We start from the raw sequence: 25768 nt of genomic DNA, 5'->3' as shown, positions 1-25768 counted from the left end.
AGGTTTCGAGGCGGTTGCTGCGCAACCGCGCCTCAACCACCGGTCTGAAGAACGTCGCCAGGTTTCGAGGCGGTTGCTGCGCAACCGCGCCTCAACCACCCGGTGGTTGAGGTGCGAGCGCCGGCGAGCCTCGAAACCTGGCGAGCCCTCGTCGGACTCGCCCCTCTAGGCTGGGCCCGTGCCGACCTCCGTGACCAGCCGCCGCGAGCAGATCCTCGAGATCGCGGCGGACCTCTTCGCCGAGCGCGGCTTCCACGGGGTCTCGATCGCCGACCTCGGCGCGGCCTGCGGGTTCTCCGGGCCGGCGATCTACAAGCACTTCCGCAGCAAGCAGGCGATCCTGTCGGAGATGCTGGTCTCGATCAGCGAGGAGCTGCTCGCGGAGGGCACCCGCCGCGTCGGGGCCGCCGCCGACGACAAGGCGGCGCTGGCGTCGCTGGTCGACTGGCACGTCAGCTTCGCCCTCGCCCACAAGGCCCTGATCGTCGTGCAGGACCGCGACTGGTCGGCCCTGCCGGTCGAGGCTCGCGAGAAGGTCCGCAGCACCCAGCTCGCCTACGTGGAGGTCTGGGTCACGGTGCTGCGCTCGCTCCACGGGCGACTCTCCCGCGAGCAGGCGCGCGCCCGGGTCCACGCGGGCTTCGGGCTGATCAACTCGACCCCGCACAGCGCCGTCGTCTCCGACGCGGAGATGCGGGAGATCCTCAGCGAGATGGCGCTGCGGGCCCTGCTTCCCTGACCCGCCGCATTCGCTGACGGGGCCCGGTCAGGCGTCGAGCATCGAGAACAGGTCTGGGTCGTCGTACGTCGGGGGCGGCGTCGGCGCCACCTCGGCCGGCCGCACCACGGCACCGGGGAACCCGGGACCGGGGTCGGGCGCGGTGAGGCCCTTCCAGGACAGCGCGGCCGCGTTCGCCAGCTTGTCGGCCGCCTCGTTGAGCGGGTGCCCGGTGTGACCCTTGACCCACTCGAAGCGGACCCTGCGGTCGACCATCGCCAGGTCGAGCGCCTGCATGATCTCCACGTTGAGCACCGGCTTGCCGTCGCCCTTGCGCCAGCCCCGGCGCTTCCAGCCGGCCATCCACTTCGTGATCGAGTTGATCACGTAGGTGCTGTCGCAGTAGAGCAGCAGGTCCTCGTCGAGGTGCGCGGTCTGCTGCAGCACGTCGAGCACGGCGGTCAGCTCGGCCATGTTGTTGGTGCCGTGGCGCCACCCGCCGGCCGCCCAGCAGTCGTCGTCGACGTACCAGCCCCATCCGGCGGGGCCGGGATTCCCGAGGGCGGACCCGTCCGCGCCGGCGATGATCGTCACGCACCGCATCCTGCCACTCGGTGCCCCTCGGTCCGCGAAGGACAGCCGCTCCAGAGCGAACCGGGGCTCTTGAGGCGGGTGCCACGATGTCCCGATGAGCCCTCCCCGGACCAGCCAGGTCCCCTCGGTCCTGGTCGTGACCGGTGCGAACGGGTTCGTCGGGTCCCACGTCTGCCAGGCCCTGGTGGACCGGGGCGCCACCGTGCGCGCCGTCGTACGCCGGGCCGGCACCGCTCCGGACCTCCCGGGCGTCGAGGAGCAGGTCGGTGACTTCGCGGACCCGGCGTTCGCGGCCGCCGTGGTCGCCGGCGCGGACGCCGTGGTCACGACGGTGCACCCGATGGGCGACGATCGCGCGATCCAGCAGCGCGTGGCCGTCGAGGGCACGCCGGTGCTCGCCCGGGCGGCCCGCGACGCCGGGGTCGACCGCCTCGTGCACGTGTCGACCGCCGCCGTGTACGACCGGTCACCGGGCGTCGGCGACGTCGACGAGTCCGCTGCTCTCGTCGGTGACGACGCGAACACCTACGCGGTCACCAAGCGCGACACCGACCTCGCCCTCGGCGAGGTGGACGGCCTGACCCGCATCCTGGTGCGGCCTCCCGCGATCCTCGGCCCGGGCGACAGCTCGATCTGGAACACGCTGCGTCCGAAGGCGATCGGGGAGGACCCCGACGAGCGGCACGCCGTACCGCAGCAGACCTTCGCATGGGTGCACGTGGACGACCTCGCCGCGCTGATCGCCGACGTCGCGTCGGGCCGGATCGCCGCGTGCGACGACGCCGGGAGGGGCCCGGTGCGAGGAGCGTGCACCCCGGTGAACGCCGCGTCCTCCGACCGGGCGACGGTGCGGGACTACGTCGGGACGGTGACCGGAGCCCTCGGGGTCGAGCCGGTCTGGGACGACCAGCCGGCGTGGACCGGGCAGGTCCTGGCCGGTCGCGCCCGCGGGTGGGGCTGGACCCCGGGCGTGGGGCTGTCCGACGCGATGTCCGAGATCGCCGCGGGGCTGCGGGCCCAAGGCTGACCAGACAGGGCTGACCAGACAGGGCTGACCACGCACCGACCGGCCCGCCGCGACGCACGAGCCGGTCGGCGCGACGTGGGTCAGGCCATCTCGGGGACGTGCAGGTGCGCGTAGGCGAGCTCGTACTCGTGCACGTCGACGATCGAGCCGCCGGAGTCGCTCGCAGCCCGGTTGCGCATCTCGTCGGCGGCAGGGCGGCTGGCGACCATGGCTGCCTGGGTCTCCCAGCAGGTCGTCGCGCAGCCGATGCCGGAGGTCCGGTTCACCAGCAGGCTGGCGCTGCAGAACCCGGGGGTCTGCTCGAGCTGGGGCAGGATGCCCATCCGGAAGGTGTCGATCATCGCGTCGAGGTCACCCTCGAGCCAGCTGACCCGGCAGCACTCCCCGTGCTGGCTGCGGTGCATGACGGCGATGTCCCAGGTGTCGATCTGCATCGACCCGCCGAGGATGGTGCGACCGCGCTCGCGGATCTCGTGCAGCTGGTCGCCACTGGCGAGCATGGCGGACTCGCCCTCCCACGAGCTCGTGGCGATGCACTGGCCGGTGTCGCGGTCGACCAGCAGGGACAGCCCACGACAGCCGTCGATCCGGTCGAGCATCGGCCCGGCTTCGTTCTGGACGTACCTGATGCCCGCATCGATGTTCTCGGGCCTTCCGTGGAACGTGGTGGAACGTGCGAACACGGCCCGCTCCTCTCGGGACAGGGCAGCGCCCGGACCGGCGCTGCCGGTTGCTCCCTGCCTACGCCTGTCTGCGACGGGACGCCATAGCCCAGCACGCATTTTTCCGTGAGCCGGCGCGGTCCTCCGCCGTGCGCATCCGCGCCAGGCCCCGATGGGGCCGGCTCAGCCCGCCGGGACGAAGCCCTTCGTGCGCTCCCCGTCGATCAGGTAGTGGCCGTCCTGGAAGGTCAGGTCCAGCACGGTCGGGCCAGGGCCGTTGTGGAAGTGGTCGAAGTGCACCTGGTAGCTCACGGTCAACGCGGCCGGATCCGCCGTGATGTCGCGGACCGTGCCGTTCGTGGCCGGGTTCCAGAAGGACCGGTACCGGTCGATGCCTCCACTCTCGCGCTGGAACTTCGGGGTCAGCATCGTCCACGCCTGGTCCGGGTTGTCGGAGACCGTGCGGACGTAGTCGCGGATGAAGGACTCCATCCCGGCCGCGGTGGGCTTCGCGGCGGTCTTCGTCGCGCGCCCGGTCGGCGTGCCGGACGCGTGGGTGCCACCGTCCGAGCCGGAGCCGTTCGACAGCGCGGCGTACAGGACGACGGCGAGCAGGAGGGCGGCGGCGACTCCGAGGCCGGCGATCACGCGGTTCGAGGGACGGCGCGAAGTCGTCGAGGCCGGCCCCCCGACGGTCTGCGGCGCGTCGTCGGTCAGCGCAGGTGCGGCGGTCGGGGCGGACGGCGGGACGAGCGGCCTGGCTGCGGGCTCCGGCTCCGCAGGCTCCGGAGCAGCCGTGACGGCCGTGAGCACCCGCGTGCCGCCGGCGTCCTCCAGCGAGCCGTCGGGAGTCGGGGGAGCGGGCACCGGCGCGGGCGTGCGTCCCGACCCGGCCAGGAAGTCGCGGACCTGCTGCATCGACCAGCGCTGCGCCGGGTCGCGGACCATGGTGCCCTCGAGGAGCGGCGCCAGCCGGCCGGCCTCGGGCAGCCGCGGCGGCTCGTCGTGGACGATCCGGTACATCGCGGAGAGCACGTTGTCGCCGACGTCGTACGGCGGCCGGCCGGCCAGCACGTGGTAGGCCGTCGCCCCGAGCGACCAGACGTCCGAGGCCGCGCCGCCACGGCCTCCGCTGGCCACCTCCGGAGCGAGGTACGCCGGGGACCCGGTCACGAGCCCGGTCTGGGTGAGCGACGCGTCGGTGGCGATCCGGGCGATGCCGAAGTCGGTGAGCTTGGCCTGGCCGTCCCGCCCGACGAGGACGTTGGACGGCTTGACGTCGCGATGGGTGATGCCGGCGGCGTGGGCGGCGACGAGCGCGTCGGCGACCTGCCACAGCAGCGGTGCGGCGGCGTCAGGGGCGAGCGGCCCCCGGTCGCGCACCCACTCGGACAGGGTCTCGCCCTCGACGTACTCCATCACCAGCCAGTGGTCGTGGGTGTCGGGATCGGTGACCACGTCGAACACCGCGACCACGTGCGGGTGGTGCAGCCGCGCGCTGAGCCGGGCCTCCCGCTCGGCGCGGTCGACGTCGGTCTCGGCGGCTCCCGGCAGGAACCCGATCCGCTTGAGCGCCACCTGGCGTCCGAGGACGTCGTCGCGGCCGAGCCACACCGGTCCGGTGCCGCCTCGGCCGATCTCCCGCTCGAGGGCGTATCTGCCTGCGATCACGCCTGCCTTCCCGTCCGCACCCGTGGTGCCGTGCCCGGGTTCAGCCTAGGCATGCACACCGAGGCGCCGCTCGCCCCCGTCGGTCGCCACCGTGGGCCGGTCGTCACAGCAGTCGGCTGATCTCCTCGTCGTACGCCGCCACCGCGGCGTCCGCGAGCCCGTGACCGGTCGGCGCGTCGGCCGCGAGCCGGAGGATCTCCGCGGCGCGGGCCGCGGCCTCGCCGGCGTCCTCGGCGTCGAGAGAGCCGCCGGTCGGGCCCGGCGCCGTCGGGCGGGTCGCGGGGCCCTCCAGCAGCTGGTCCCGGGTGCGGCCGCGCAGCAGGAGCAGCGCGTAGGGATCGGCGTCGACGTGCCAGGCGAGCTGGTAGAGCAGCGCGAGGGCGTGCACGCAGGGCTGGATCACGTGGTCGGACAGCGCGTCGCACTCGCACGCGGTCTCGAGGTCGCCGGGACCGGGCAGCAGCTCGACGCCGGCCTGGTCGGCGTTCTCGACGAGGTCGGTCGCGAGCTCGCCCGACTCCAGGGCCGCCGTGAAGCCGGCCTTCCGGTGCAGCTCGACGAGGAAGGTCTCCCAGGCGGTGTCGTCGAGCTGGGTGACCCGCAGCTGGGCCATCACCGCGCCGGGACCGCCCCGGTCGACGACCACCGACGCCATTCCGGCCAGCACCATCACCGCGCCCAGCCGGCCCGACCGGGCCAGCGTCCGCGCGGGTCGGAGGTCGGCCGCCTCGACCACGGTCTCCTCGAAGCTGCGCACCCAGGCACGGCCCCACCAGGTGCTGCTCCGGGCGATCCCGCCGCGCACGCGGCCCACGCGGGGGAAGACGATCGGGTCCCCGGAGACCGTGCCCGGGGAGCGCCGGTCAGCCATGGGGTGTCCGGCGGCGAAGCCTCGGGGGAGCGTAGCGACCGACCGAAAGCGTCACCAGCTCGCGGAGCTCGTCGTTCGACAGCTCGGTGAGGGCGGTCTCGCCGGAGCCGAGAACGGCGTCGGCCAGGGACCGCTTGCGGGCGAGCAGCTCGCCGATCTTCTGCTCGATGGTCCCCTCGGTGACCAGGCGGTGCACCTGCACCGGGCGGGTCTGGCCGATCCGGTAGGCGCGGTCGGTGGCCTGGTCCTCGACCGCGGGGTTCCACCAGCGGTCGACGTGGATCACGTGGTCGGCCCGGGTGAGGTTCAGCCCCGTGCCGCCGGCCTTGAGCGAGAGCAGGAAGACCGGCGGGGCGCCGGCTCCCGCGCCACCCCCATGTCCGGCCTCACGGCCCGCCTGGAAGGTCGCGACCATCTGCTCCCGCGCCGGCACCGGGGTGCCGCCGTGCAGGAACAGCGACGGGATGCCGACCTCGTCGAGGTGCCGCTCGAGGAGGCGGCCCATCGCGACGTACTGCGTGAACACCAGCGCGGAGCCGCCCTCGGCGAGGATCGTGCCGAGCAGCTCGTCGAGCACGTCGATCTTCTCCGAGCGCCCCTTGATCCGGCCACTGGCCTGGCGCAGGTAGTGCGCCGGGTGGTTGCAGATCTGCTTGAGGCCGGTCAGCAGGGCCAGCACCAGGCCGCGTCGGCCGTCCTCGTCGGCCGTCTCGATCCGGCGCATCGACTCGCGGACTAGGGACTCGTAGAGCACCACCTGCTCGCGGGTCAGGGCGACCACCTGGTCGGTCTCGGTCTTGGGCGGCAGCTCGGGGGCGATCCCGGGGTCGGTCTTGCGCCGGCGCAGCAGGAACGGCTCGACCAGCTGAGCGAACTGCCGCGCCACCGCGGGCTCGACCCCGCTCTCGATCGGGGCCGCCCACCGCCTCCGGAACGCGTTGCGCGAGCCGAGCAGGCCCGGCGTCGCCCAGTCCAGGATCGCCCAGAGCTCGGTCAGGTTGTTCTCCACCGGCGTGCCGGTGAGCGCCACCCGGCACCGCGACGGGATCAGCCTGAGGTTGCGCGCGGTCGACGAGGTGGCGTTCTTGACGTGCTGCGCCTCGTCGGCGACGACCAGGTCCCACGCGACTCCGGCCAGGGTCTCGTGGTCGGCCCGCATCGTCCCGTACGTCGTGAACACGAAGCCCAGGTCGCCGGTCAGGTCGCGCCGGCTCGCGTGGAAACGGCGCGTGGGGACGCCGGGGGCGAACCGCCGCACCTCGGCCTCCCAGTTGCCCAGCAGCGACGCCGGGCAGACCACCAACGTGGGCCCGGTCGCCAGCCCGCGCTCGCGCCGGTGCAGGTGCAGGGCGATCAGCGTCACCGTCTTGCCGAGCCCCATGTCGTCGGCCAGGCAGGCGCCCAGGCCCGCGCCGGTGAGCTCCGCCAGCCAGGTCAGGCCGTGCCGCTGGTAGTCGCGCAGGGTCGCCGCCAGCCCGGCGGGCGGGTCGAGCGGGCTCACCTGCGCGGCGTCGACGATCCGGTCGCGGACCTTCTCCAGGGTGGCGCCCGGGTGCACCTCGACGGTCGGCTCGTCGCTGTGCGGGACGTGGGTGGCGAGGGTGCCCGTCAGCATCGCGGTCAGCGCCTCGACCGGCTTGAGCTCGCGGCGGCCCCGTCGGCCGACCGCCTCCCGAGCCCGCCGAGCCGTCGCCGGGTCGATCACCATCCAGTTGTCGCGGAGCCTGATCACCGGCCCGTTCGCGGTCGCCAGCGCGGCCATCTCGTCGTCGGTGAGCGGGTCACCGCCCAGCGCCAGCCGCCAGTCGAACTCGAACAGGGAGTCGGGGCCGAACACCCCCGTCATCAACGGCTCGCCTCGGGCGCCCGTGCGTGACTTCACCTCGACCCGCCCCAGCGGGGTCAGCTCGTGGCGGAGCCCGCGGGGCCAGAAGACGTCCACGCCGACGCCGGCCAGCGCCGGCAGGCCGTGCTCGAGCAGGTCCGCGACCTCGTCGCCGTCGAGCAGCAGCCGGTCGGGCACGGGCCGCCGGAGCAGCCGGTCGAGCACCGGCCAGGCCTGGGCCGCCCGCCGCAGCGCCAGGCCGGCGTTGACCCGCGCCTCGCGGGAGAACCCGTGCCCGCCGTGGACCTCCGGGCCGGCGGCGTCGTCCCACCACAGCTGCTCGACGTCGACGACGTGCGTGGAGAGGTCGACCTCGTGCACCTGGGGCACGACGATCACGCGACCGCCGGCCAGCTGCTCGTCGGGTGCCTCGATCCGCAGGCTCAGGACGACCTCGGCCGGCAGATCGGGGGACTCGACCTGGTGGCGCTGCCAGGGGCGAGTGGTTTCGGCAGGCTCAACCACCGGGGAGCGCGGGTCAACCGCGGGGGAGCGCGCCTCAACCATCGACCGGGGGACGTGGCCGTCCGTGGAGACCTGCCGGGTCATCGTGTCGGCCACGGCGTCGAGCAGCGCGCGGATGGTCTCCTCGGCGTCGTCGGCCGCCAGATCGGCGTACGCCCGGGCCTCGGCGAGCGCCCGCACCCGCGCGTCGTCCTCGGGGAGCAGCGGTCCGACCTGCCAGGCGTGGCCGGCGGGGCTGCGCTGCAGCCGGCCGGCGGCGACCAGCTTCATCGCGAGCATGGTCGCCGCTCCCAGCAGAGCCACGGAGGCGTGGGCGTCACCCGCCCGCAGCGCGCGCGTGAGCACCGGGATCGCGCCGCGCATCGGGAGTCGGATCGTGCGCTGCGGACCGCTGAACTCGATCTCGCTCTCGCGCGGGGGGTCGGCCGGGTGCAGGACCGCCGGGCCCTGCAGCGGGACGAAGCTCACGCGCGGCCTCCCGGTGCGGTGCAGTGGCGTGGTCTGGGCTGGGGTCGTTCCAGCACAGGGAACCTAACGCGCGACCCCGACAGATCGTGCCCGACAGCGGTGGCGGATCGTGCCGACCGCCGCGAACCGCCATGATGGTCGGCGTGAGCACCTCCGCCGAGCACGCCGCCGAGCAGTCGGTGCAGCACGCCGAGGACCGTCGGCGCGACCCGGTGCGGCGGGCGGTGCAGGCCTACGCCGAGCGCCAGCCCGCGCTCCAGGAGGTCACCGCACGGTACGTCGCGCTGGTGACCACGCTGCTCGACGACGCGGGGATCAACTACCTGACCATCACCGGCCGGACGAAGTCGGTGGCGTCGTTCGCGGCGAAGGCGGCACGCGCGCAGCCGGGGTCGCCGGCGTACGACGACCCGCTGAGCGGGATCACCGACCAGGTCGGCGTGCGCGTGATCTGCTACCTGCTGAGCGAGGTCGAGGCGGTCGCCGACCTGCTCGCCGGGGAGTTCACGATCCTCGACGACCGGGACATGGGCCGGGAGACCGCCAGCCAGGGCCGGTTCGGCTACGCCAGCCGGCACATCCTGCTCACCGCCGCGCACGGGGCGCCCGCGCGACGCGACGAGACCGGCGGCCTCCCGGCGTCGGTCCAGGTGCGCACGGTGCTGCAGCACGCGTGGGCCGAGTTCGAGCACGACATCCGCTACAAGGGCACGGTGCCCGCCGAGCACGCCCCCGACCTGGACCGCCGGTTCACGCTCGCCGCCGGACTGCTCGAGCTCGCCGACCGCGAGTTCTCCGAGATCCGGGCGCGGATCCAGGTGGCCGGCACCCACCGGGGCGCGGACGGCGACGCCAGCGACCCGAGGATCGACCCGCAGGACCTGGCCTCGTTCCTCACCGGTCAGTACGCCGACGCCGGCTGGTCGCGCACCGACCACTACGCCTGGATCTCCGGGCTCCTCCTCGAGCTCGGGATCACCTCGCTCGACGAGCTCGCCGGGCTGCTCACGTCGGTGGACAGCTCGGTGATCAACGCCCGGCTGGAGTACAAGTACCCGCCGGGTGCCGTACGCCGGCTCGACGACGCCCTGCTCGCGGTGTTCGGCCACCGCTACCTCGACCTCCACGGCAACGCTCATCGGCGCGACCTGCTCGCCGCGCGGCTGGAGAAGCTGCGCACCGACGACGCCGACGCGGGCTGACGCCGGCTCTCGGAGGGTTCTGCTCGCGGTTCAGCGCGCGAGCAGGTGCAGGGTCTGGGCGAAGCGATGGGCGAGCTCGCACGCGCCGGTGCCGACGTCGCACCGGACCACCGCACCGTGCGGCAGCGAGTCGTCGGTGACGTCGAGGAGCACGTGCCGGTCGTCCTCCCAGACGAGGGCGGCGTACCCCACGCGCAGCCGGGGCAACCGGAGCCGCAGGTCGTGCGACCGGTCGCGCCCGGAGCCGGCGCCGCGGCGACCGACGCGCATCGCGCCGGAGCCGTCGAGGTAGACGATCCGCCGGCCCGTGGGATCGGCGAAGTCGGCAGCGGTGGCGACCACGTCCTCCTCGGCGAGGAACGCGTCGTGGTCGATCCGGCCGACCGCGAAGTGGTTGGCCCCGTACTGCGCGACGATCTCGCCGGGTGTCACCTGCGTGACGATCCCGTTGCCGAGGCCCTCGATCTCGCGGACCGCCTGCGCCGGATCGAAGAAGAAGTCCTCCGAGCGCCACACCCAGGCCCGGCTCTCCCCGGGCGACGCCGCGACGACGTCTCCCGCAGGGGTGATGCCGACGACCTCGGGCGGTTCACCCGTGGAGGGGAACCGGTGCTCGTTCTCCCGGGCATTGGTGCGGTCCGGGTCGGTGGGCTGGACCATCACGAGCGGTGGCCCGCCGACGCTCGCGAGCCAGGCGACGTACCGTCCCAGGCGGTCGGCCACCGGCGGGCCGACGGCCGAGTCCGTGACCGGTGAGATCCGGGGGTTGCGGTCGTCGACGCGGACGATCGAGCCCGAGGGGAAGGACGCGTAGGTCCAGCGGCCTGCCTGCACCAGCCCGGAGGGCACGCTGTCGAGCACGACGTACCGCCCGCCGCCCAGGTGCAGCGTGTCCAGCTCTGCGTACGCCGCCCGCGGCGCCGCGCCCCTGCGGAGGTCGGCGAGCCGACCCGGGAAGGACCCGGCCGGCGCCCCGCGATGCCAGAGCGGGTGGGCCTGGAGGTAGGTGGCGGCGGCGAGCGCCACGAGCAGACCGGCGACCGCGGCGGCCGTCCAGCACAGCCTCCGGCGGGAGCGGCCTCGGCGGGCCTCGTGGCCGCGGGCGAGGAGCGACTCGACCGGCGGCAGCGGCACCCCCACCTGGTCCGCGGCCCGCGTGAGCATCGCGCTGACCTCGGTCGCCGGCATCGGGAGGGACCCGAGCACCAAGCTCGCGTCGGTCACGACGTCGTGGCCGACGCCGAGCGCCCGCGCGATGTCGCCGTCGTCGAGGTACTCGTAGCAGCGCAGCACCAGCACCACGCGCTCCGCCTGGGAGAGCGCCCCGACCCCCGCCCACGGGCTGTCGGCCGTCGGCGCCCGTGCCGGCTCGGCGAGCGCGCGGCGCGCCAGGATCGCCTTGACCTGCTCCTCCGGGGGTTCGTCCTCCCGCTCGCGGGGCCAGTCCACGTAGGCGCGCACCAGCGCGTCCTGGGCGAGGTCGTCGGCCCGATCCTCCCCGACCAGCAGGACGGCGAGGCGGTAGATCGTCGACCAGCGCGCCGCGACGTAGTCGGCGTACGGCTCGTCGGCGTGCATGGGCCAAGCGTCCTCCTGACCACGGCGGCGCGCGCGTGGATTCGGCGTCGTCGGCCGCGTCGGCATCGGTCAGTCCGCGAGCAGGTGCGGGCGGTCGAGGCGAGCCGTGAGCTCGCAGGCACCGGTGCCGACGTCGCACCGCACCAGGGCGCCGTGCGGCTGCGAGGCGTCCGCCACGTCGAGCAGCAGGTGGTCGTCGTCCTCCCACCGGACGGCGGCGAACCCCTGGTCCAGGGTCGGCAGCTGGAGCCGGACGTCCGGGGACGGGCGACGGGACCGGCCGCGCTGCACGCGCTCGCGGACGTGGATCTCGCCGGAGTCGTCGGCGTACACGACCCGGTGGCCGAGCGGGTCGGCGAAGTCCGCGTCCCGGGCGCTGAGCACCGCGGTCGGCCGGAACGTCCCGTCGACCACGGAGCCGACCGCGAACGTGCCCGGGGGGTGCCGGACGACGAGGCCGCCGCCGACCACCTGGGTGATCGCACCGTCCCCCAGGCCGCTGATCTCCTGGAGGGTGTCGGAGCCGGCGTCGGGCGTGCGCCACACCCAGGCCTCGCTCACCACCGGCAGCGACCCGATCACGGCGCCGTCGCTGGTGATGCCGTTGAGCACGAACGGGTCGTCGCAGCAGCGTGGCTGGGCCGGGAACCGCTGTCGGTCGCTCAGCAGGACCGACCAGTCGGCCGCCGTCCGCAGCACGACCACCGCCGGGCCGGGCCCGGCGGCGATCCAGGCGACGTGCTCGCCGCTCGGGTCGGTCGCCAGTTCGCCGCGCGAGGACCGGGCCACCGGGAGCACCGTGCCCCGGACGGCGTCGACGCGCACGATCCTCCCCGACGGGTAGGCGACGTAGAGCCACTTGTTGGTCTGCACCAGCGACGACGGTGGCGCCTCGAGGGTGACCCGCTGCCCGCTGCCCAGGTGCAGGCTCCGCCCCACGGCGTAGGCGATCCGAGGCGCCCGGCCGGCCGGGAGGGCGCTGAGGAAGTGGACGGCACGGGCAGCGGGAGGCCGCCGCGCCGCCGTGTCGGACGGCCCCTGCAACAGGCTCGCCACCGTCAGCGCGACCACCAGGACCGCGGCCGCCGCGGACGCGCGCAGCCACGAGCGGCGCCGGCGGCGGCTCCGCTCCCGCTGCGCCTCGGCGAGCACCTCGTCGCCGGGCGGTGCCGCGACCCGCACCGCGTCGCTGCGGAGGACGAAGAGCTCGCGGAGCCGGGCGACGTCGATCCCGGTCTCGAGCGCGAGCGCCTCCGCGGCCACGGCCTCGGTCGGGCGCCCGAGCACCTCGCCGATCTCGGGGTCGGAGAAGTCCTCGTGGTGGCGCAGCACCAGGAGCGCGCGCTGGCGGGGCAGGAGGGTGCCGAACTGCGACCAGAGCGGGTCCGGTCCCGCCGCGGAGGCGTCCTCCTCGTCGCTCCAGCGGTGCGGCCACCGGGCGGCGGTGGCCGCGAGGACGCCGACGACGCGCTGGTCGGGTGAGGCGGAGCGGCGTACGTCGGCCCAGGAGAGGTAGGCCCGCACGAGGGCGGCCCGGGTCAGTGCGTCGGCGTCGCCCTGGCCGGTGAGCAGCGTCGCCAGCCGCTGGAGCAGGGACCAGCGCGCCGAGACGTACTCCGCGAACGACTCGTCCGCGTGCCCTGTCATGCCACCAGCCTCCACCCGGGGCTACGTGGCGTCAGCGGTCCTGGTTCAGCCGACCGGTTTCAGCCGGTCAGGTCTCGGACGCCAGCGCGAGCGGCAGCACGGCCTCGGCACCCTCCGCGCGCAACCAGTGGGCGGCCAGCGTCATGGACCACCCGCTGGCGACCAGGTCGTCGACCAGCAGGATCCGTCGGCCCGCGACGGGCTCGGTCTGCAGCACCGCACGCCGCGAGACCGCGGCGACCCGCTGCGCTGAGTTGGTCGCGCCCTGCCCCGGTGCGACGGAGTCGTCGCGGATCGCGACGCGACCCAGCACCGGGACCCCGAGGTGGCGGGAGAGCCCGTGGGCGAGGCTGTCGACGAGGAGCGGGTGCGTGCGGGACTCGAAGGCCACGAGGCCGTCGGGGCGGGGGCGCCAGTCCGCGAGCGCCGCGACCACGCCTTGCACCAGCGGCACCGGCACCTCCTGGTCGGGCGTGCCCGGGCGGAACAGGTCGCGCAGCGCCTGGCCCAGCCCGAGGTCGGTGAGACGGGCGACCACACGGCCCTCCTCCGCGCCGGCGATCTTGCCCTTGAGGTCGAGGCCGAGGTTGGCGAGCGCCGTGGGCCAGAGCTTGCGAGGCGCGAGCGCGACCCCGGGCCGGGTCAGCCGGTCACCGGCCCGCTGCACCGCCGCGTCGGACACCGAGGCCGCGACGGTGAACCCACCGCAGTTGTCGCACCGGCCGCAGTCCTGCGCCTCGGGGTCGTCGAGCGCCTCACGCAGGAAGCGCATCCGGCACTCCGACGTGGCGATGTACTCCAGCATGGCGGCCTGCTCGTCCCGCCGCGCCGCGGCGACGCGGTCGTAGCGCTCCTGCTCGTAGACCCAGTCCTGGCCGGTGGCCGTCCATCCGCCCTGGACCCGGCGTACGGCGCCGTCGACGTCGAGCACCTTGAGCATCATCTCGAGCCGGTTGCGGCTGAGGTCGACGTAGGTCTCGAGCGTGGCCGTCGACATCGGGCGGTCGCTGTCCGAGAGCACCTTCAGGGCGGTGCGCACGTGCTGCTCGGCCGGGAAGGCCAGCGAGGCGAAGTAGGCCCAGATGTCGCGGTCCTCGCGAGCCGGAAGCAGGATCACCGAGGCCCGGGCGCCGTCGGGCAGGCCGCGGCCGGCGCGACCCACCTGCTGGTAGTAGGCCACCGGCGACGCAGGCGCCCCGACGTTGACCACGAAGCCCAGGGTCGCGTCGAAGCCCATGCCCAGCGCGCTGGTCGCCACCAGGGCCTTGAGCCGGCCGGCGAGGAGGTCCTGCTCGAGGGCGAGCCGCTCGGTGGTCTCCGTCTGGCCGGAGTACGCCGCGACCTCGTGGCCGCGCTCGCGGAGGTAGCCGGCGATGTCCTGGCTCGCCGCGACGGTGAGCGTGTAGATGATGCCCGACCCCGCGAGCTCGCCGAGGTGGTCGGCCAGCCAGGCGAGCCGTTCCTCCGGGCGGGACAGCTCGAGCACCGCGAGGCTCAGGGACTCGCGGTCGAGCGGGCCGCGCAGCACGAGCACGTCCTCCTGTGGTTGAGGTGCGGGCCTCGCCACCGTTGGTTGAGGTGCGAGCTTGCGAGCCTCGGAACCGCCCTCGCCACCATGCACCGCCAGCTGCTCGGCGACGTCGCCCGTGACCCGCGCGTTGGCGGTCGCGGTCGTGGCGAGCACCGGGATGCCGCCGGGAAGCTCGGCGAGCATCTGCCGGATGCGGCGGTAGTCGGGCCGGAAGTCGTGGCCCCAGTCGGAGATGCAGTGCGCCTCGTCGATCACCAGCAGGCCGGCGGACTCGGTGAGTCGCGGCAGCACCTCGTCGCGGAAGCCCGGGTTGTTCAGTCGCTCGGGGCTCACCAGCAGCACGTCGACCTCGCCGGCCCTGATGTGCGCGTGCACCTCGGCCCACTGCTCGCTGTTGGTGGAGTTGATCGTGACGGCGTGGATGCCCGCGCGCTCGGCGGCCTCGATCTGGTTGCGCATCAGCGCGAGCAGCGGGGAGAGGATCACCGTCGGCCCGGCACCCTGCTCGCGCAGCAGCGCCGTGGCCACGAAGTACACCGCCGACTTGCCCCACCCGGTGCGCTGCACCACGAGGGCCCGCCGCTTGTCCTCGACGAGCGCTGCGATCGCCGCCCACTGGTCGTCGTACAGGGTCGCGTCGTCGCGACCGACGAGCGCGCGCAGGTGCCGCTCGGCCTGCGCACGGAGGTCGGTGGCGGTGGTGGTCATGCCGGCATGTCTACCAGCGGGTGCCGACCTGGGCGTGCGGGCCGTCCACAACGTTTGCAGCCCGGTGGTTGAGGTGCGAGCCAGCGCTTGTACTGAGGTGCGAGCGCCAGCGAGCCTCGAAGTGAGCCTCGAAATCCCGGGCAGGTGGGCAACCAGCGGTTTCGAGGCCTCGCCCAGGGGCTCGGCACCTCAACCACCGGTGCGCTTCGCCAAGACCGCGCCGGTGTTCGTGACGACGCCGATCAGGTCCGGGGAGGCGAGCAGCTGGTAGGGCCAGTACGTCGTGCTGATCCCGTCCACAGGCAGGGTGAAGTGCTGCTCGGTGCCGTCGCGCACGTCGAGCGACACCAGGTCGGTCGTGGTCGGCACCAACACGTGCGTGTCGTCCAGCGACGGCATCTGGGCGAGCGTGAAGCCGTAGGGGAAGTAGGTGCGGTCGGTCGGCACGTCGTGCTTCCAGAGCTGCTTGCCCGTCTGGTCGTCGTAGCCGTGCAGCGCGGACGCCGACTTCGTCACGACCACGCCGCCGCGCAGCGTCGCCTCGTACGCCGCGTCCTCGGGCACGGTCGACCAGAGCTCCTTGCCCTCGGCCGAGAGCGCGAACAGCCGGACCCCGTCGGCACCGCGCTCCACGGCCACGACCCGCCCGTCATCCACGCCGACGACGTGCACCACCGCGCCGGCGTCGGCGTCCCAGGTCCACGCCGGCTTGCCGTCCGCGACCGACAGTGCCGTGATCACGGGGCCGCCCTTCCCGTCGGGTGTCTGCTCGGCGAGCCGGAACTCCTCCGAGCCGCCGGCGAGCACCAGGTCGGCGGTGAGCGGCCCGAGGTAGTCGGCGCGCGCCACGGTCGAGCAGGCTCGGCTCCACACGGTCTTGCCGGTGCCGCCGGCGAGCCGCGTGAGCGCCACGCGCCCCTGCTTCGCGTCACCGTCGGGCAGCGCCGCCACGACGTCGCCGCCGTCGAGGAACGTCGTGGCCACCGGGTCGCCGGACGCCTGGTGCTGGTCGAGCGAGGCGCACCAGACCCGGTGCCCGTCGGCGACGTCGTACGCCGAGACGGCGGTCGCGTCCTTCGCGGACAGGTCGAGCAGCAGGAAGCGGTGTCCCGAGGCGTCCCAGGCGATCCGCTTGCTGTCCGGGCGCAGCGACCAGCGCGGCTTCAGGGTGGACCCGTCGAGCAGGGTGACCGGCGCGTTGTTCTTGGTGAACGCCAGGACGCCGCCCTCGACGGCGTACGCGTGCAGCCACTGGTCGTAGTCGTAGCCCACCCCGGCGACGACGTCGGAGAACGGTGGCCCCATCGCACCGACCGCCGCGGAGAGGGTGTCCAGCCGCGCGTCGGGCTGCGCCTTCATCTGCGCCGGGCTCAGCAGCGGGTTGCGCGGGTGGTCGACGAGCTCGTCGCGGCAGGGCCCGACGCGCGAGCGCACCACCACGACGACCACGCCCACGACCACGAGCAGGAACGCGGCGAACGCCGCCACCCACCACGCCGGCAGGGCGAGCGGACGCCCGGCCCGGCGCCGGCCGGCGCGGGCGCCATCCCGAGAGGACATCGCCCGGCTCACCAGATCCGGACGCGGTCCTCCGGGTCGAGCCAGAGCCCGTCGCCGGACTGCGTGCCGAACGCCTGGTGGAACTCGTCGAGGTTGCGCACGATGTTGGCGCGGAACTCCGGCGGGCTGTGCGGGTCGGTGGTGAGGTACTGCAGGTCGAGCTCCTTGCGCCGCTTCGTGCGCCACACGTAGGCCCAGTTCAGGAAGAGCCGCTGGAGCCCGGTCAGCCCGTCGCGCTCGGGCACGGGCTCGGTGCTGGCCGGGTCCTGGCCGAGCGAGATCCGGTAGGCCTTGATCGCGATCGTCAGACCACCGAGGTCACCGATGTTCTCGCCCACGGTGAGCGCGCCGTTGACGTGCTCGCCCGGGAGGTCGCGCGGCTCGAAGCCGTCGTACTGGTCGATGAGCGCCTTGGACTTCAGCTCGAAGGCCGCCTTGTCCTCCGCGGTCCACCAGTCGTTGAGGTTGCCGAGGCCGTCGAACTGCGCACCCTGGTCGTCGAAGCCGTGGCCGATCTCGTGACCGATGACCGCGCCGATGCCGCCGTAGTTCTCGGCCGGGTCGGCGTCCGGGTCGAAGAACGGCTTCTGCAGGATGCCGGCGGGGAAGCAGATCTCGTTGGTCCCGGGGTTGTAGTAGGCGTTGACCGTCTGCGGCAGCATGAACCACTCGTCGCGGTCGACGGGCGCGCCGATCTTCTGCAGCTGCCGGTCGGTCTCGAACGCCGCGATCGCGAGCACGTTGCCGACGAGGTCGCCGGCGTCGATCTCGAGGTTCGTGTAGTCGCGCCACTTCACCGGGTAGCCGATCTTGGGCCGGAAGGTCTCGAGCTTCTCGAAGGCCCGCTGCTTGGTCTCCTCGCCCATCCAGTCCAGCGTCGCGATGCTCTGCCGGTAGGCCTCGAGCAGGTTGGCGACCAGGTCGTCCATCAGCTCCTTGGAGTGCGGCGGGAAGTGCCGGGCGACGTACTCCCGTCCGACGGCCTCGCCGAGGCCGCCCTCGACCAGCGCGACGCCGCGCTTCCAGCGGGCGCGCAGCTCGGGGGTGCCGGACAGCGTGCGGCCGTAGAAGTCGAAGTTGGTCTCGACGAACTCGTCGGAGAGGTACGCCGCGGACGACCGGATCGCACGGACGGCCAGGAACGCCTTCCACTGCTCCATGTCGGTCTCGCCGAGCACGGTCTCCAGGTGGGTCAGGTAAGACGGCTGCCGGACGATCGTCTCCGCCAAAGTCCCGGTCAGCGCACCGGTGCTGCCAGCGACCGACTCGCCGCCCAGGTTGCGGACGTAGACGTCGAGGTCGAAGGACGGCAGCATCGTGCGCAGCTCGTCGTAGCCGGTCAGGTTGTAGGTCTTCTGCACGTCGCGGGTCTCGGCGCGCTCCCAGTGGCCCTGGGCGAGCCGGGTCTCCAGAGCGAGCACGGTCTCGGCGGTCGCGCGCGCGTCGGGGCGCCCGGCGAGGTCGAGCATCCGCTCGAGGTAGTCGACGTACTTGGCCCGGATCTCCGCGAACTTCTCCTCGCGGTAGTAGCTCTCGTCGGGCAGGCCGATGCCGCCCTGCGTGATGTTGACCAGGTACCGCTCGGAGTTGCGGTCGTCGGTGTCGACGTACGAGCCGAAGAGGCCGCCGCCGCCCCGGCGCTCGAACTCCCCGAGGAAGGCAGCGAGGTCGCGCAGGTCGGTCAGCGAGTCGATCGCGTCGAGCAGGCCCTGGATCGGGGTGCTGCCGAGCTCGTTGACCCGGGCCTCGTCCATGAAGCTGGCGTAGAGGTCGCCGATCTTGCGGGCGTCGTCGGAGCCGTCGGAGCCCTCGGCGCCGTCGGCGGCCGAGCCTGCGGAGACCCGGCCGGCGGCGCAGTCCTCGATGATCTCGCGCACGTCCTGCTCGGCGGTGTCGGCCAGCATCACGAACGGCCCCCAGGCCGCGCGGTCCGAGGGGATCTCCGCCTCGGCCAGCCAGGTGCCGTTGACGTGGCCGAACAGGTCGTCCTGCGGCCGGATGTCGGGGTTCATGCCCGGGCGGGCGTCGTCGAGGATCGTCACGCAAGAGACCTTATCCGGCGGCTCATCCGGGTCGTCATCGTCACCGGATCGCGCGGAGGCTGACCGGTCACTTGGCGCAGTCGTCGAGACCGATCGCAAGCGACTTCTTGTCCGCGTCCTTGAACGGCTCCTTGCCCTTGAGCAGCATCTGCATGCCGTGCGTTCGCAGTTGTTCGTTCCCCCGCCGAGCGCTGTCGAGCATCGCGTCGACGTCGTCCTGGAGCTCCCGTGGCGGGACCAGCCGGTCGAGGTCCTCGATCTCGTTCCGGACCACCACCACGGTCGTCGCCACCAACTGCTTGACCTGCGCCTTGGTCGGCTTGTCGCCGACATTGGCGACGATTCGCTTCGTCGCGCTGCTCGCGTCGCGACAGATGCTCTGGGCCTTCATGCGGAACTGGGCCGCGGTCAGAGGCTCCTGGCGCTGGCCGGACTCGCTGCCACAGCCTGCCACCAGCGCGACGACGGCCGCGCAAGCCAGGACCGAGCGGATGGCGAACATGGAGATCCTCCTGGATCGGGTGCCCGCCGATCGTAGAGTCGTCAGCGCACGCGCACGACGGATTTGCCCAAGGTGGCGCGGTTCTCCATGTCCGCGAGGGCCCGGCCGAAGTCCTCGAGCGCGTACGTCGCGCCGCCGAGGTCGTGGCTCAGCGGCGGGTCGATCACCCCGCTGCGCATCATCGGCACGAGCTCGCTCCACTGCGCGGCCATGAACCCGGGCCGCACCATCGCGTAGGCGCCCCAGCCGACGCCGCGCACGTCGACGTTGTTGAGCAGCAGCCGGTTGACCTTGACCTCGGGGATGCCGCCGGCCGCGAAGCCGACCACCAGCAGCCGGCCCTGGGGCGCGAGGGAGCGCAGCGAGTCGGTGAAGAGGTCGCCGCCGACGACGTCCACGACGAGGTCGACGCCACGGCCGTCGGTGACCTCCTTGACGGCCTTCAGGAACCCCTCGACGAGCACGACGTCGTCCGCACCGGCTCGGCGCGCGACCTCTGCCTTCTCCTCGGTCGACACCACGGCGACCGTGCGGGCGCCGTACCCCTTCGCGACCTGGAGGGCCGCCGTACCGACCCCACCGGCGGCGCCGTGCACGAGCACGGTCTCGCCCTCGCGCACCTGCCCGCGCTCCTTCAGGGCGAACTGCGCGGTCAGGTAGTTCATCGGGATCGCCGCACCCTGCTCGAAGGAGAGGTTGTCGGGCAGGGCGAAGACGCTGTCGGCCCCGAGCCCGACGACCTCCGCCGCCCCACCGTGCGGCAGGCACGCCGCCACCCGGTCGCCCGCCGTGAATCCCGACCCGTCGGGGGCGGAACGCACGACGCCGGCGAAGTCGACGCCGAGGGTGAACGGCAGGTCCGGCTTGAGCTGGTACTCCCCCTTGCTCAGCAGCAGGTCGGGGAAGGACACCCCGACGGCGTGCACGTCGACGAGCACCTGCGGCCCGAACGGCCCCACCGGCTGGGGCTCGGGAACCTCGCGGACCTCGACGGCACTGGGCCCACCGAGGCTGGTCACCTGGACTGCACGCATGGCCATACCGCGGCACAGGCTAGTCCGCATCGACCACGCGGGCCGGTCAGGATTGGGGGGTCGGCCACCCCATGGAGGGGGGTAGCGAGCGCGAGCGGCCCGGGCGATCGTGGTTGCCGAACACATGCGACTCGGGGGCGACCGTCGCAAGGGGGATTCCACCATGATCAGAGTCACGCTCTTTCGCGCTACCCAAGTGGAGATCGACGGCAGGTTGCTGCCGTCAGAGGCCCTGCGGGGCAGGCCTCGCCAGGTCCTCGAGATCCTCGCCCTGGCCGCCGGCGCGACCGTGGCGAAGGACCGTCTGGCCGACCTCCTGTGGGAGGGCGCACCGCCCGCATCCCACCACGCCACCCTGGAGAGCTACATCTGCGTGCTGCGCCGGTGCCTCGGGGTCCGCAGCGGGCCGGCGTCGGTGCTGGCGACCTCACCGGGTGGTTACCAGCTGAAGGCCGGGGAGGTCTGGATCGACCTCGTGGAGTTTCACCGGCTCGTCCGCGCGGCACGGACCGCCACCGCCAGCGAGGCGGTCGAGCTCAGCACGCAGGCCCTCGACCTCGCGACCGGGGAGCTCCTCGGGAGCGAGCCGTACGCCGGCTGGGCCGAGCGCGCTCGCGAGGTCTTCGAGCACGACGCCGTGACGGCGTACGTGCACGCGGCCGGGCTCGCCAACGGCACGCGGAGGTTCGGCGACGCGACGACCCTGGCGCAGGCAGCCCTGGGCCACGATCGGCTCGCGGAGGGCGCGTGGCAGCACCTCATCCGCGCACACTGGCTCTCCGGCCATCGCGGTGAGGCGCTGCGTGCGTACGCCGGCCTCCGGGCGACCATGCTCGAGGAGCTGGGGGACGAGCCGGGCCGTGACAGCCAGGACCTCTACCACGCGATCCTCCAGGAGCCGTCGGGCGCCGAGGATCGTCATGGTCCCGGAGAGCTCCGCACCTTGCTGCGGCTGCTGCGGCAGACGCTCGAGGCGACCCCGGGGGCCCAGGTGCCCGCGCTGGATGCCGGCCTGTCGGCCGCCGCGATGCGCGTGCTCGCCATGCAGACGTGAGACGCCTGCCACGGGTGGGGCATTTCGTCAAGCACCCCGATCGGGCTATTGCCGCCCACCCACCCGCGGGTGAAGGTGGATCTCGGGCGGGAAGCGTTCTTACGGGGGTGAGACGCCCGTGGATTCACCTGATTCTCGAACAGGCCCGGAGTCCGGGGTTCTCGGAGTGCTGGTGGTCGACGACCACCAGGTCTTCGCACAGCTGGTCGCGGCCATGCTCTCGAGCCACGACGACCTGGAGTGCGTCGGGATCGCGACCGACGTCGACACCGCCCTCGCGACGGCGACGACGCTGGAACCCGACCTCGTGCTCATGGACGTCCAGCTGCGTGACGGCGACGGCATCGCAACCGCCGCCGAGCTGATCCGTCGGCGCCCCGACCTGCGCGTCGTCGTGCTCAGCGCGTTCATCGACCGGGCGCTCATGCAGCGAGCCGCCGCGGCAGGTGCCTGTGCCCTGCTTCCGAAGGACGGCGACGTGTCGGAGATGCTGCACGCGCTGCGCACGGCGCGATCGGGTGACTTCGTGGTCCAACCTCGTCTCCTGCGCGAGCTGGTCACCGAGAAGCGCGTGCCCTCGCAGCGCATCCCGACCTTGACCGCGCGCGAGCTCGAGGTCCTCCAGCTGCTCGCTGCGGGCCTCGACGCCGGTGTCGTCGCGCGTGAGCTCGGCATCTCGATGAACACCTGCCGGGGCTACGTGAAGAACCTGCTGGCAAAGCTCGGGGCCCATTCCCAGCTCGAGGCGGTCGTGATCGCCGTGCGCAACGGGTTGATCGGGTTGAACGATGCCGAGGCGTAGCCGGCGCGACACGAGTCCAGACCTCACGAATCGGGGCGGCCGGCCGGTGCGGCAAGCGATGGTCCAGTTCGTCCTGCGCAGCGTGGCCGCCCTCCTCATCGTCGCTCTCGCCACCTTCTTCGAGGCCAGGAGCATGTCGGAGCGCACCGCGATCCAGGACGCGCGGATCCACGGCGACGCAATCGCACGCATCATCGCCGCACCCATGGTCAACGCCGCCGTCCGGGCTCACGATCCCGAGGCGACGAAGGCCTTCGACAACCTGATGCGGGAACGTGTGCTCGGATCCTCGATCGTCCACGCCAAGCTCTGGACGGTGGGGGGCACAGTGATCTGGTCCGACGAGGCGGCGCTCGTCGGGCGCTCCTTCACCTTCGACAAGTCGGTGCGCAGGCAGGCCGGCCGCTCGTTCGTCCACGCCGAGGTCTCCCACCTCTCCGACTCGGAGAACACCCTGGAGAAGGACAACGGTGAGCTGCTCGAGGTGTACGTCGGCACCAAGGACGCCGACGGCGTACCCATGATCTTCGAGACCTACTGGTCGGCCGGACGCCTCCACGCGGACCAGCAGCACCTCCTCGGCCTGATCGCGCCGCTGTCGCTCGGGGGACTGCTCCTCCTGCTGCTGCTCATCGTGCCGCTCGGCGTCGTCCTGGCCCGCACCTCGACGCGCAGCATCAGCGAGCGCAACCGGATGCTGAACCACGCCCTCTCGGCGGCGGAGCTGGAACGCCGCCGGGTCTCCCAGCTGCTGCACGACCGGGTCATCCAGGACCTCGCCGCTCTCGGCTATGCCCTGCCGTCGACGGCCGGACAGCTCAACGACTCCCCCGAGGGCGACGACGCGCGGGCCGTCATCGAGCGCGCCACCGAGGTCGTCCGCGAGGACGCCACGGCCCTGCGGACCATGCTCGTCGACATCTACCCGCCGTCGGTGGCCATCGGGCTGGCGCCGGCGATCCACGAGCTCGCGGCCAAGGCCGAGGAGTCAGGCGTCGCCGTGAGTGTCGAGATCCACAGAGCCGAGCAGCTTCCGCTCGAGAGCACCCAGCTGGCCTACCGGATCGTCCGCGAGGGGCTCCTCAACGTCGTCAAGCACGCGGGCGCCACGCGCGCCGAGGTCACCGTCGACGTCCATGACCAGGTCGTCGACGTCAGCGTGCGGGACAACGGATCGGCGCGCGCCTCGGCCGCGATCGCCGACCAGGACTCGGGACACTACGGGCTGCGCCTGCTGCACGACGCGGTCGTCGACCTCGGCGGCACGCTGGGGGTGTACTCGCGCGCGGTCGGAGGCACCCTCCTCGTCGGCTCGTTCCCCGTCGCGCTGATGGCCACGCCCTGAGGTGTTTCCGAGGTCTCCTCCTGGCGCGCACCAGGATGATGCCCGGCTCCCCCACCTCGGGGAGGACTCCGCGCGCCATCGACTCACCGGACGGCGGACTGGGCGTGGTGAGCGGGCGCGTTGAACACGACGGGCACGACGGCCGCGCCGGTGAGGCTCAGGGCAGCCGCTGCCGCCACGGCCGCCGCCGCCCTGCCACCGGGTCCGGATCTGCCACCGGGTCGGACGCTGCCCCGAGGCTCGGTGGTCCGGAGCCGGGCGGCCGGGAGGGCCGCCACGACCGAGGCGAGCTCGAGGAGGCTGCAGAGCACGTCGGTCATCCCCACCGGCTCCGGGACGCGGAAGTCTGCCGGGCCGATCGGCATGCCGACGGTGCGCGAGACCAGCCAGACCAGGACGGTCCCGAGGCCGGTCAGCACGACGAGCCTCGCGACCGGCCGGTCCCAGGCGAAGACAGCCGCCAGGGCGAGGAGCAGCTCGACGAGCTGGACGGCCACGAAGAACATGCCGGCAAGGAGCCACTCACCGAAGTGCTCCCCGGCGACCGATCCGTGGATCAGTGCGGACCCGACCAGCGTGCTCGCGACGACCGTCCGCTGGAGGAGGTCGCGGTCGGGCGCCGTCAGCAGGGGGTACGACGTGGCAGGTTCCCCCGCCAGCTCCAGCTGCCCCAGTCCGTTGCTCACGCTCACCTGCACAGCCTGCGACGGGGGCCTTGGGAATTGCTTGGCCCGGGTGCGCAGCCAGGCCTTTCCCAAGGTCGGCGCAAGGCCGGTCGCCCAGGATGGATCCATGAGGCGCAGGCAGCGAGCCGCGGGGGCGGTGAGCCACGGCGTGGGCGAGCGCAGGGGGACGCGGACCCGGCCCACCCTGCCCGAATGGGCAGTCGCCGGCTTGTTGCTTCCGATGCTGGGGGGCGGATCCCTCACCGGCCCCGGCGGCACCCAAGCGGCCGCCGGGGCCGCCGCGGACTCGGCGTCCGTGACGGTGGTCCCCAGCCGTCCGTCGTCCCACGTGTCCGGACCCGGACCCGGACCCGCGCAGCCACCTGCGGCCACCTCCGCCGTGCGAGCCGCACCGGAAGGGACCGTGCCGGCGGTGCTCTGGCAGGCGTACGACGCCGCCGCACAGGGCGCCCCGGCGGGCTGCCACCTCCCGACGACGTTGCTCGCCGCCATCGGCCAGGTGGAGTCCGGCTCGCTGGCCGGGCGGGCGCTCGACCCCGGGCACCGGGTCGTACCCGCCGTGCTGGGACCCGTCCTCGACGGTGGGAGGTTCGCCGCGATCGCGGACACCGACCACGGTGAGCTCGACGGCAACCGCGTGTGGGACCGGGCCGTGGGACCGATGCAGTTCATCCCCGGCACGTGGGTCCGTTGGCAGCGCGACGGCGACCAGGACGGGACCGCCGACCCCCAGGACATCGAGGACGCCGCTGCCACGGCGGCGGCCTACCTCTGCGCGGACGGTCGTGACCTCGCCACCGAGGCAGGGCTGCGCTCGGCGATCCTGGCCTACAACCACTCGACCGCCTACCTCGCGCTCGTGCTCCGCTGGAAGCACTCGTTCGAGGTGATCCCGCCGGAGACCGGCCCGATCGAGACCGTGGCCGCCGAAGCTCCGGAGCCGCCCGTGCGGCACCCCAGCGCGGGCGCCGTCCCGCTCGCGGCGGCCGCCGCCCCGCACGCCGCCCCGCTCGCCGCACCGGCCGTCGCGCCCGCCGTGAAGCCGGTCCCTGCTCCTGCCTCCGGTGCCGACCAGCTCCCACCGGCGGCGCCGTCGCTCCCGCCCGCTCCCGATCCCACCGACACCGAGCCTCCGCCGAGCGAGGTCACCCCGGACCCGGCCGACCCGGCCGACCCGGCCGACCCGACACCCGCGCCCGGCGGCTGCGAGCCCCAGGACTCCGAGCCGACCGACGCCCCACCCGCCGATGCGTCAGGGGATCCCACCGAGTCCGGCGACCCGACCGACGACCCGACCGGCAAGCCCACCGAAGGGCCGACCGGCAAGCCCACCGAAGGGCCGACCGAGGAGCCCCCGTGCGTCCCGGCCTGCGTGCCTGCCGGCGACCCGACCGGCGACCCGGACCCGTCGCCGCCCGCTCCCGACCTTTCAGCCGACCCCACGGCAAAGCCCGCAGCCAAGCCTCCGGCCGGCTCGACTCCGACCGATCCCTGCGAGGCAACCGATGGAACTCCTCCGGCGCCGGCGCCGTGAGGCGCGGTTCTCCCGCTGCTCGTCGAGCCACGGGTGGGCTCGACGTACCGGCACCTGCGGGTGCCGCCCGGTGCCCGCTCTCCGCAGCCACGGCCGACGTTGACGCACCGGCCGCCCGCCAGCCCCGAGGCGCCGTCCCGTGACAGGCCGTCCCGTGACAGGCCGTCCCGTGACACGTCGTT

20 protein-coding genes are annotated in these 25768 nt (G+C 73.4%); 7 read left to right on the top strand and 13 right to left on the bottom strand.

What is annotated here, in order from left to right:
• Positions 1-178 precede the first annotated feature (178 nt).
• Entirely contained in the window at positions 179-739 is a 561-nt protein-coding gene (locus EFL26_RS18980; RefSeq protein WP_246000274.1) for an SACE_7040 family transcriptional regulator, read from the top strand.
• A gap of 27 nt (positions 740-766) precedes the next feature.
• Here EFL26_RS18980 and EFL26_RS18975 read toward each other — a convergent pair whose 3' ends face one another.
• Positions 767-1312 carry an RNase H family protein gene (locus EFL26_RS18975; protein ID WP_123224449.1) on the bottom strand — a complete coding sequence of 182 codons (546 nt, stop codon included), beginning with the start codon at positions 1310-1312 and terminating at the stop codon, positions 767-769.
• A gap of 94 nt (positions 1313-1406) precedes the next feature.
• Between EFL26_RS18975 and EFL26_RS18970 the strand changes: the two genes are divergently transcribed.
• On the top strand, positions 1407-2339 hold the full coding sequence (locus EFL26_RS18970; protein ID WP_123224448.1) for an NAD-dependent epimerase/dehydratase family protein: 933 nt from the start codon (positions 1407-1409) through the stop codon (positions 2337-2339).
• 80 nt (positions 2340-2419) lie between these two features.
• Here EFL26_RS18970 and EFL26_RS18965 read toward each other — a convergent pair whose 3' ends face one another.
• The 4 genes from EFL26_RS18965 to EFL26_RS18950 form a co-directional block, all read right to left on the bottom strand.
• Positions 2420-3022 (bottom strand): hypothetical protein, encoded by a 603-nt coding sequence (locus EFL26_RS18965; protein ID WP_123224447.1) that lies wholly within the window; start codon positions 3020-3022, stop codon positions 2420-2422.
• Between the two features lie 162 nt (positions 3023-3184).
• Positions 3185-4672 carry a serine/threonine-protein kinase gene (locus EFL26_RS18960; RefSeq protein ID WP_123224446.1) on the bottom strand — a complete coding sequence of 496 codons (1488 nt, stop codon included), beginning with the start codon at positions 4670-4672 and terminating at the stop codon, positions 3185-3187.
• A gap of 103 nt (positions 4673-4775) precedes the next feature.
• Positions 4776-5543, bottom strand: coding sequence for an SWIM zinc finger family protein (locus EFL26_RS18955; RefSeq protein WP_123224445.1), 768 nt, complete (start codon positions 5541-5543; stop codon positions 4776-4778).
• Complete coding sequence (locus EFL26_RS18950) at positions 5536-8361, bottom strand: DEAD/DEAH box helicase (protein ID WP_123224444.1); 2826 nt, start codon at positions 8359-8361, stop codon at positions 5536-5538. The genes EFL26_RS18955 and EFL26_RS18950 overlap by 8 nt, the downstream gene beginning before the upstream one ends.
• Before the next feature lie 143 nt (positions 8362-8504).
• Between EFL26_RS18950 and EFL26_RS18945 the strand changes: the two genes are divergently transcribed.
• Positions 8505-9563: a GTP pyrophosphokinase gene (locus EFL26_RS18945; protein WP_281273814.1), complete on the top strand. Its 1059-nt coding sequence runs from the start codon at positions 8505-8507 to the stop codon at positions 9561-9563.
• Positions 9564-9593: 30 nt separating this feature from the next.
• On the opposite strand, the gene EFL26_RS18940 is transcribed toward EFL26_RS18945, so the two are convergent.
• The 7 genes from EFL26_RS18940 to EFL26_RS18910 form a co-directional block, all read right to left on the bottom strand.
• A complete protein-coding gene (locus tag EFL26_RS18940) occupies positions 9594-11141 on the bottom strand; it encodes a hypothetical protein (protein ID WP_123224443.1) in 1548 nt (515 codons plus the stop codon).
• A 69-nt stretch (positions 11142-11210) separates the two neighbouring features.
• On the bottom strand, positions 11211-12788 hold the full coding sequence (locus EFL26_RS18935) for a SigE family RNA polymerase sigma factor (RefSeq protein ID WP_123224442.1): 1578 nt from the start codon (positions 12786-12788) through the stop codon (positions 11211-11213).
• Positions 12789-12855: 67 nt separating this feature from the next.
• Positions 12856-15027 carry a RecQ family ATP-dependent DNA helicase gene (locus EFL26_RS18930; protein ID WP_123224441.1) on the bottom strand — a complete coding sequence of 724 codons (2172 nt, stop codon included), beginning with the start codon at positions 15025-15027 and terminating at the stop codon, positions 12856-12858.
• Between the two features lie 189 nt (positions 15028-15216).
• Entirely contained in the window at positions 15217-16587 is a 1371-nt protein-coding gene (locus tag EFL26_RS18925; RefSeq protein WP_123224440.1) for an outer membrane protein assembly factor BamB family protein, read from the bottom strand.
• An 8-nt stretch (positions 16588-16595) separates the two neighbouring features.
• Positions 16596-18599, bottom strand: coding sequence for a M13 family metallopeptidase (locus EFL26_RS18920; protein ID WP_183408277.1), 2004 nt, complete (start codon positions 18597-18599; stop codon positions 16596-16598).
• A 97-nt stretch (positions 18600-18696) separates the two neighbouring features.
• Complete coding sequence (locus EFL26_RS18915; protein ID WP_123224438.1) at positions 18697-19131, bottom strand: hypothetical protein; 435 nt, start codon at positions 19129-19131, stop codon at positions 18697-18699.
• A gap of 41 nt (positions 19132-19172) precedes the next feature.
• On the bottom strand, positions 19173-20171 hold the full coding sequence (locus EFL26_RS18910; protein WP_246000273.1) for an NADPH:quinone oxidoreductase family protein: 999 nt from the start codon (positions 20169-20171) through the stop codon (positions 19173-19175).
• A gap of 157 nt (positions 20172-20328) precedes the next feature.
• On the opposite strand from EFL26_RS18910, the gene EFL26_RS18905 reads away from it, so the two are divergent.
• From EFL26_RS18905 to EFL26_RS18895, 3 genes are all read left to right on the top strand, one after another.
• Complete coding sequence (locus EFL26_RS18905; RefSeq protein ID WP_183408261.1) at positions 20329-21219, top strand: AfsR/SARP family transcriptional regulator; 891 nt, start codon at positions 20329-20331, stop codon at positions 21217-21219.
• Positions 21220-21391: 172 nt separating this feature from the next.
• Complete coding sequence (locus tag EFL26_RS18900) at positions 21392-22021, top strand: response regulator (protein ID WP_221177034.1); 630 nt, start codon at positions 21392-21394, stop codon at positions 22019-22021.
• 58 nt (positions 22022-22079) lie between these two features.
• Positions 22080-23366 (top strand): sensor histidine kinase, encoded by a 1287-nt coding sequence (locus tag EFL26_RS18895; RefSeq protein WP_123224436.1) that lies wholly within the window; start codon positions 22080-22082, stop codon positions 23364-23366.
• Positions 23367-23449: 83 nt separating this feature from the next.
• On the opposite strand, the gene EFL26_RS18890 is transcribed toward EFL26_RS18895, so the two are convergent.
• Positions 23450-24058: a hypothetical protein gene (locus tag EFL26_RS18890; RefSeq protein WP_148046771.1), complete on the bottom strand. Its 609-nt coding sequence runs from the start codon at positions 24056-24058 to the stop codon at positions 23450-23452.
• A gap of 100 nt (positions 24059-24158) precedes the next feature.
• On the opposite strand from EFL26_RS18890, the gene EFL26_RS18885 reads away from it, so the two are divergent.
• Positions 24159-25586: a lytic transglycosylase domain-containing protein gene (locus EFL26_RS18885; RefSeq protein WP_148046770.1), complete on the top strand. Its 1428-nt coding sequence runs from the start codon at positions 24159-24161 to the stop codon at positions 25584-25586.
• Positions 25587-25768 lie beyond the last annotated feature (182 nt).

Origin of the sequence: Nocardioides pocheonensis, from assembly GCF_003725535.1 — a bacterium.
GTDB classification, from domain to species: domain Bacteria; phylum Actinomycetota; class Actinomycetes; order Propionibacteriales; family Nocardioidaceae; genus Marmoricola; species Marmoricola pocheonensis.
This window is presented reverse-complemented; position numbering and strand designations above follow the sequence as displayed.

Coding starts and splice junctions, on each gene's coding strand:
- EFL26_RS18970 (WP_123224448.1), top strand. CDS start 1,407: ATGAGCCCTCCCCGGACCAGCCAGGTCCCCTCGGTCCTGGTCGTGACC.
- EFL26_RS18955 (WP_123224445.1), bottom strand. CDS start 5,543: ATGGCTGACCGGCGCTCCCCGGGCACGGTCTCCGGGGACCCGATCGTC.
- EFL26_RS18940 (WP_123224443.1), bottom strand. CDS start 11,141: ATGCACGCCGACGAGCCGTACGCCGACTACGTCGCGGCGCGCTGGTCG.
- EFL26_RS18935 (WP_123224442.1), bottom strand. CDS start 12,788: ATGACAGGGCACGCGGACGAGTCGTTCGCGGAGTACGTCTCGGCGCGC.
- EFL26_RS18930 (WP_123224441.1), bottom strand. CDS start 15,027: ATGACCACCACCGCCACCGACCTCCGTGCGCAGGCCGAGCGGCACCTG.
- EFL26_RS18925 (WP_123224440.1), bottom strand. CDS start 16,587: ATGTCCTCTCGGGATGGCGCCCGCGCCGGCCGGCGCCGGGCCGGGCGT.
- EFL26_RS18920 (WP_183408277.1), bottom strand. CDS start 18,599: ATGAACCCCGACATCCGGCCGCAGGACGACCTGTTCGGCCACGTCAAC.
- EFL26_RS18915 (WP_123224438.1), bottom strand. CDS start 19,131: ATGTTCGCCATCCGCTCGGTCCTGGCTTGCGCGGCCGTCGTCGCGCTG.
- EFL26_RS18910 (WP_246000273.1), bottom strand. CDS start 20,171: ATGGCCATGCGTGCAGTCCAGGTGACCAGCCTCGGTGGGCCCAGTGCC.
- EFL26_RS18905 (WP_183408261.1), top strand. CDS start 20,329: ATGATCAGAGTCACGCTCTTTCGCGCTACCCAAGTGGAGATCGACGGC.
- EFL26_RS18895 (WP_123224436.1), top strand. CDS start 22,080: ATGGTCCAGTTCGTCCTGCGCAGCGTGGCCGCCCTCCTCATCGTCGCT.
- EFL26_RS18885 (WP_148046770.1), top strand. CDS start 24,159: ATGAGGCGCAGGCAGCGAGCCGCGGGGGCGGTGAGCCACGGCGTGGGC.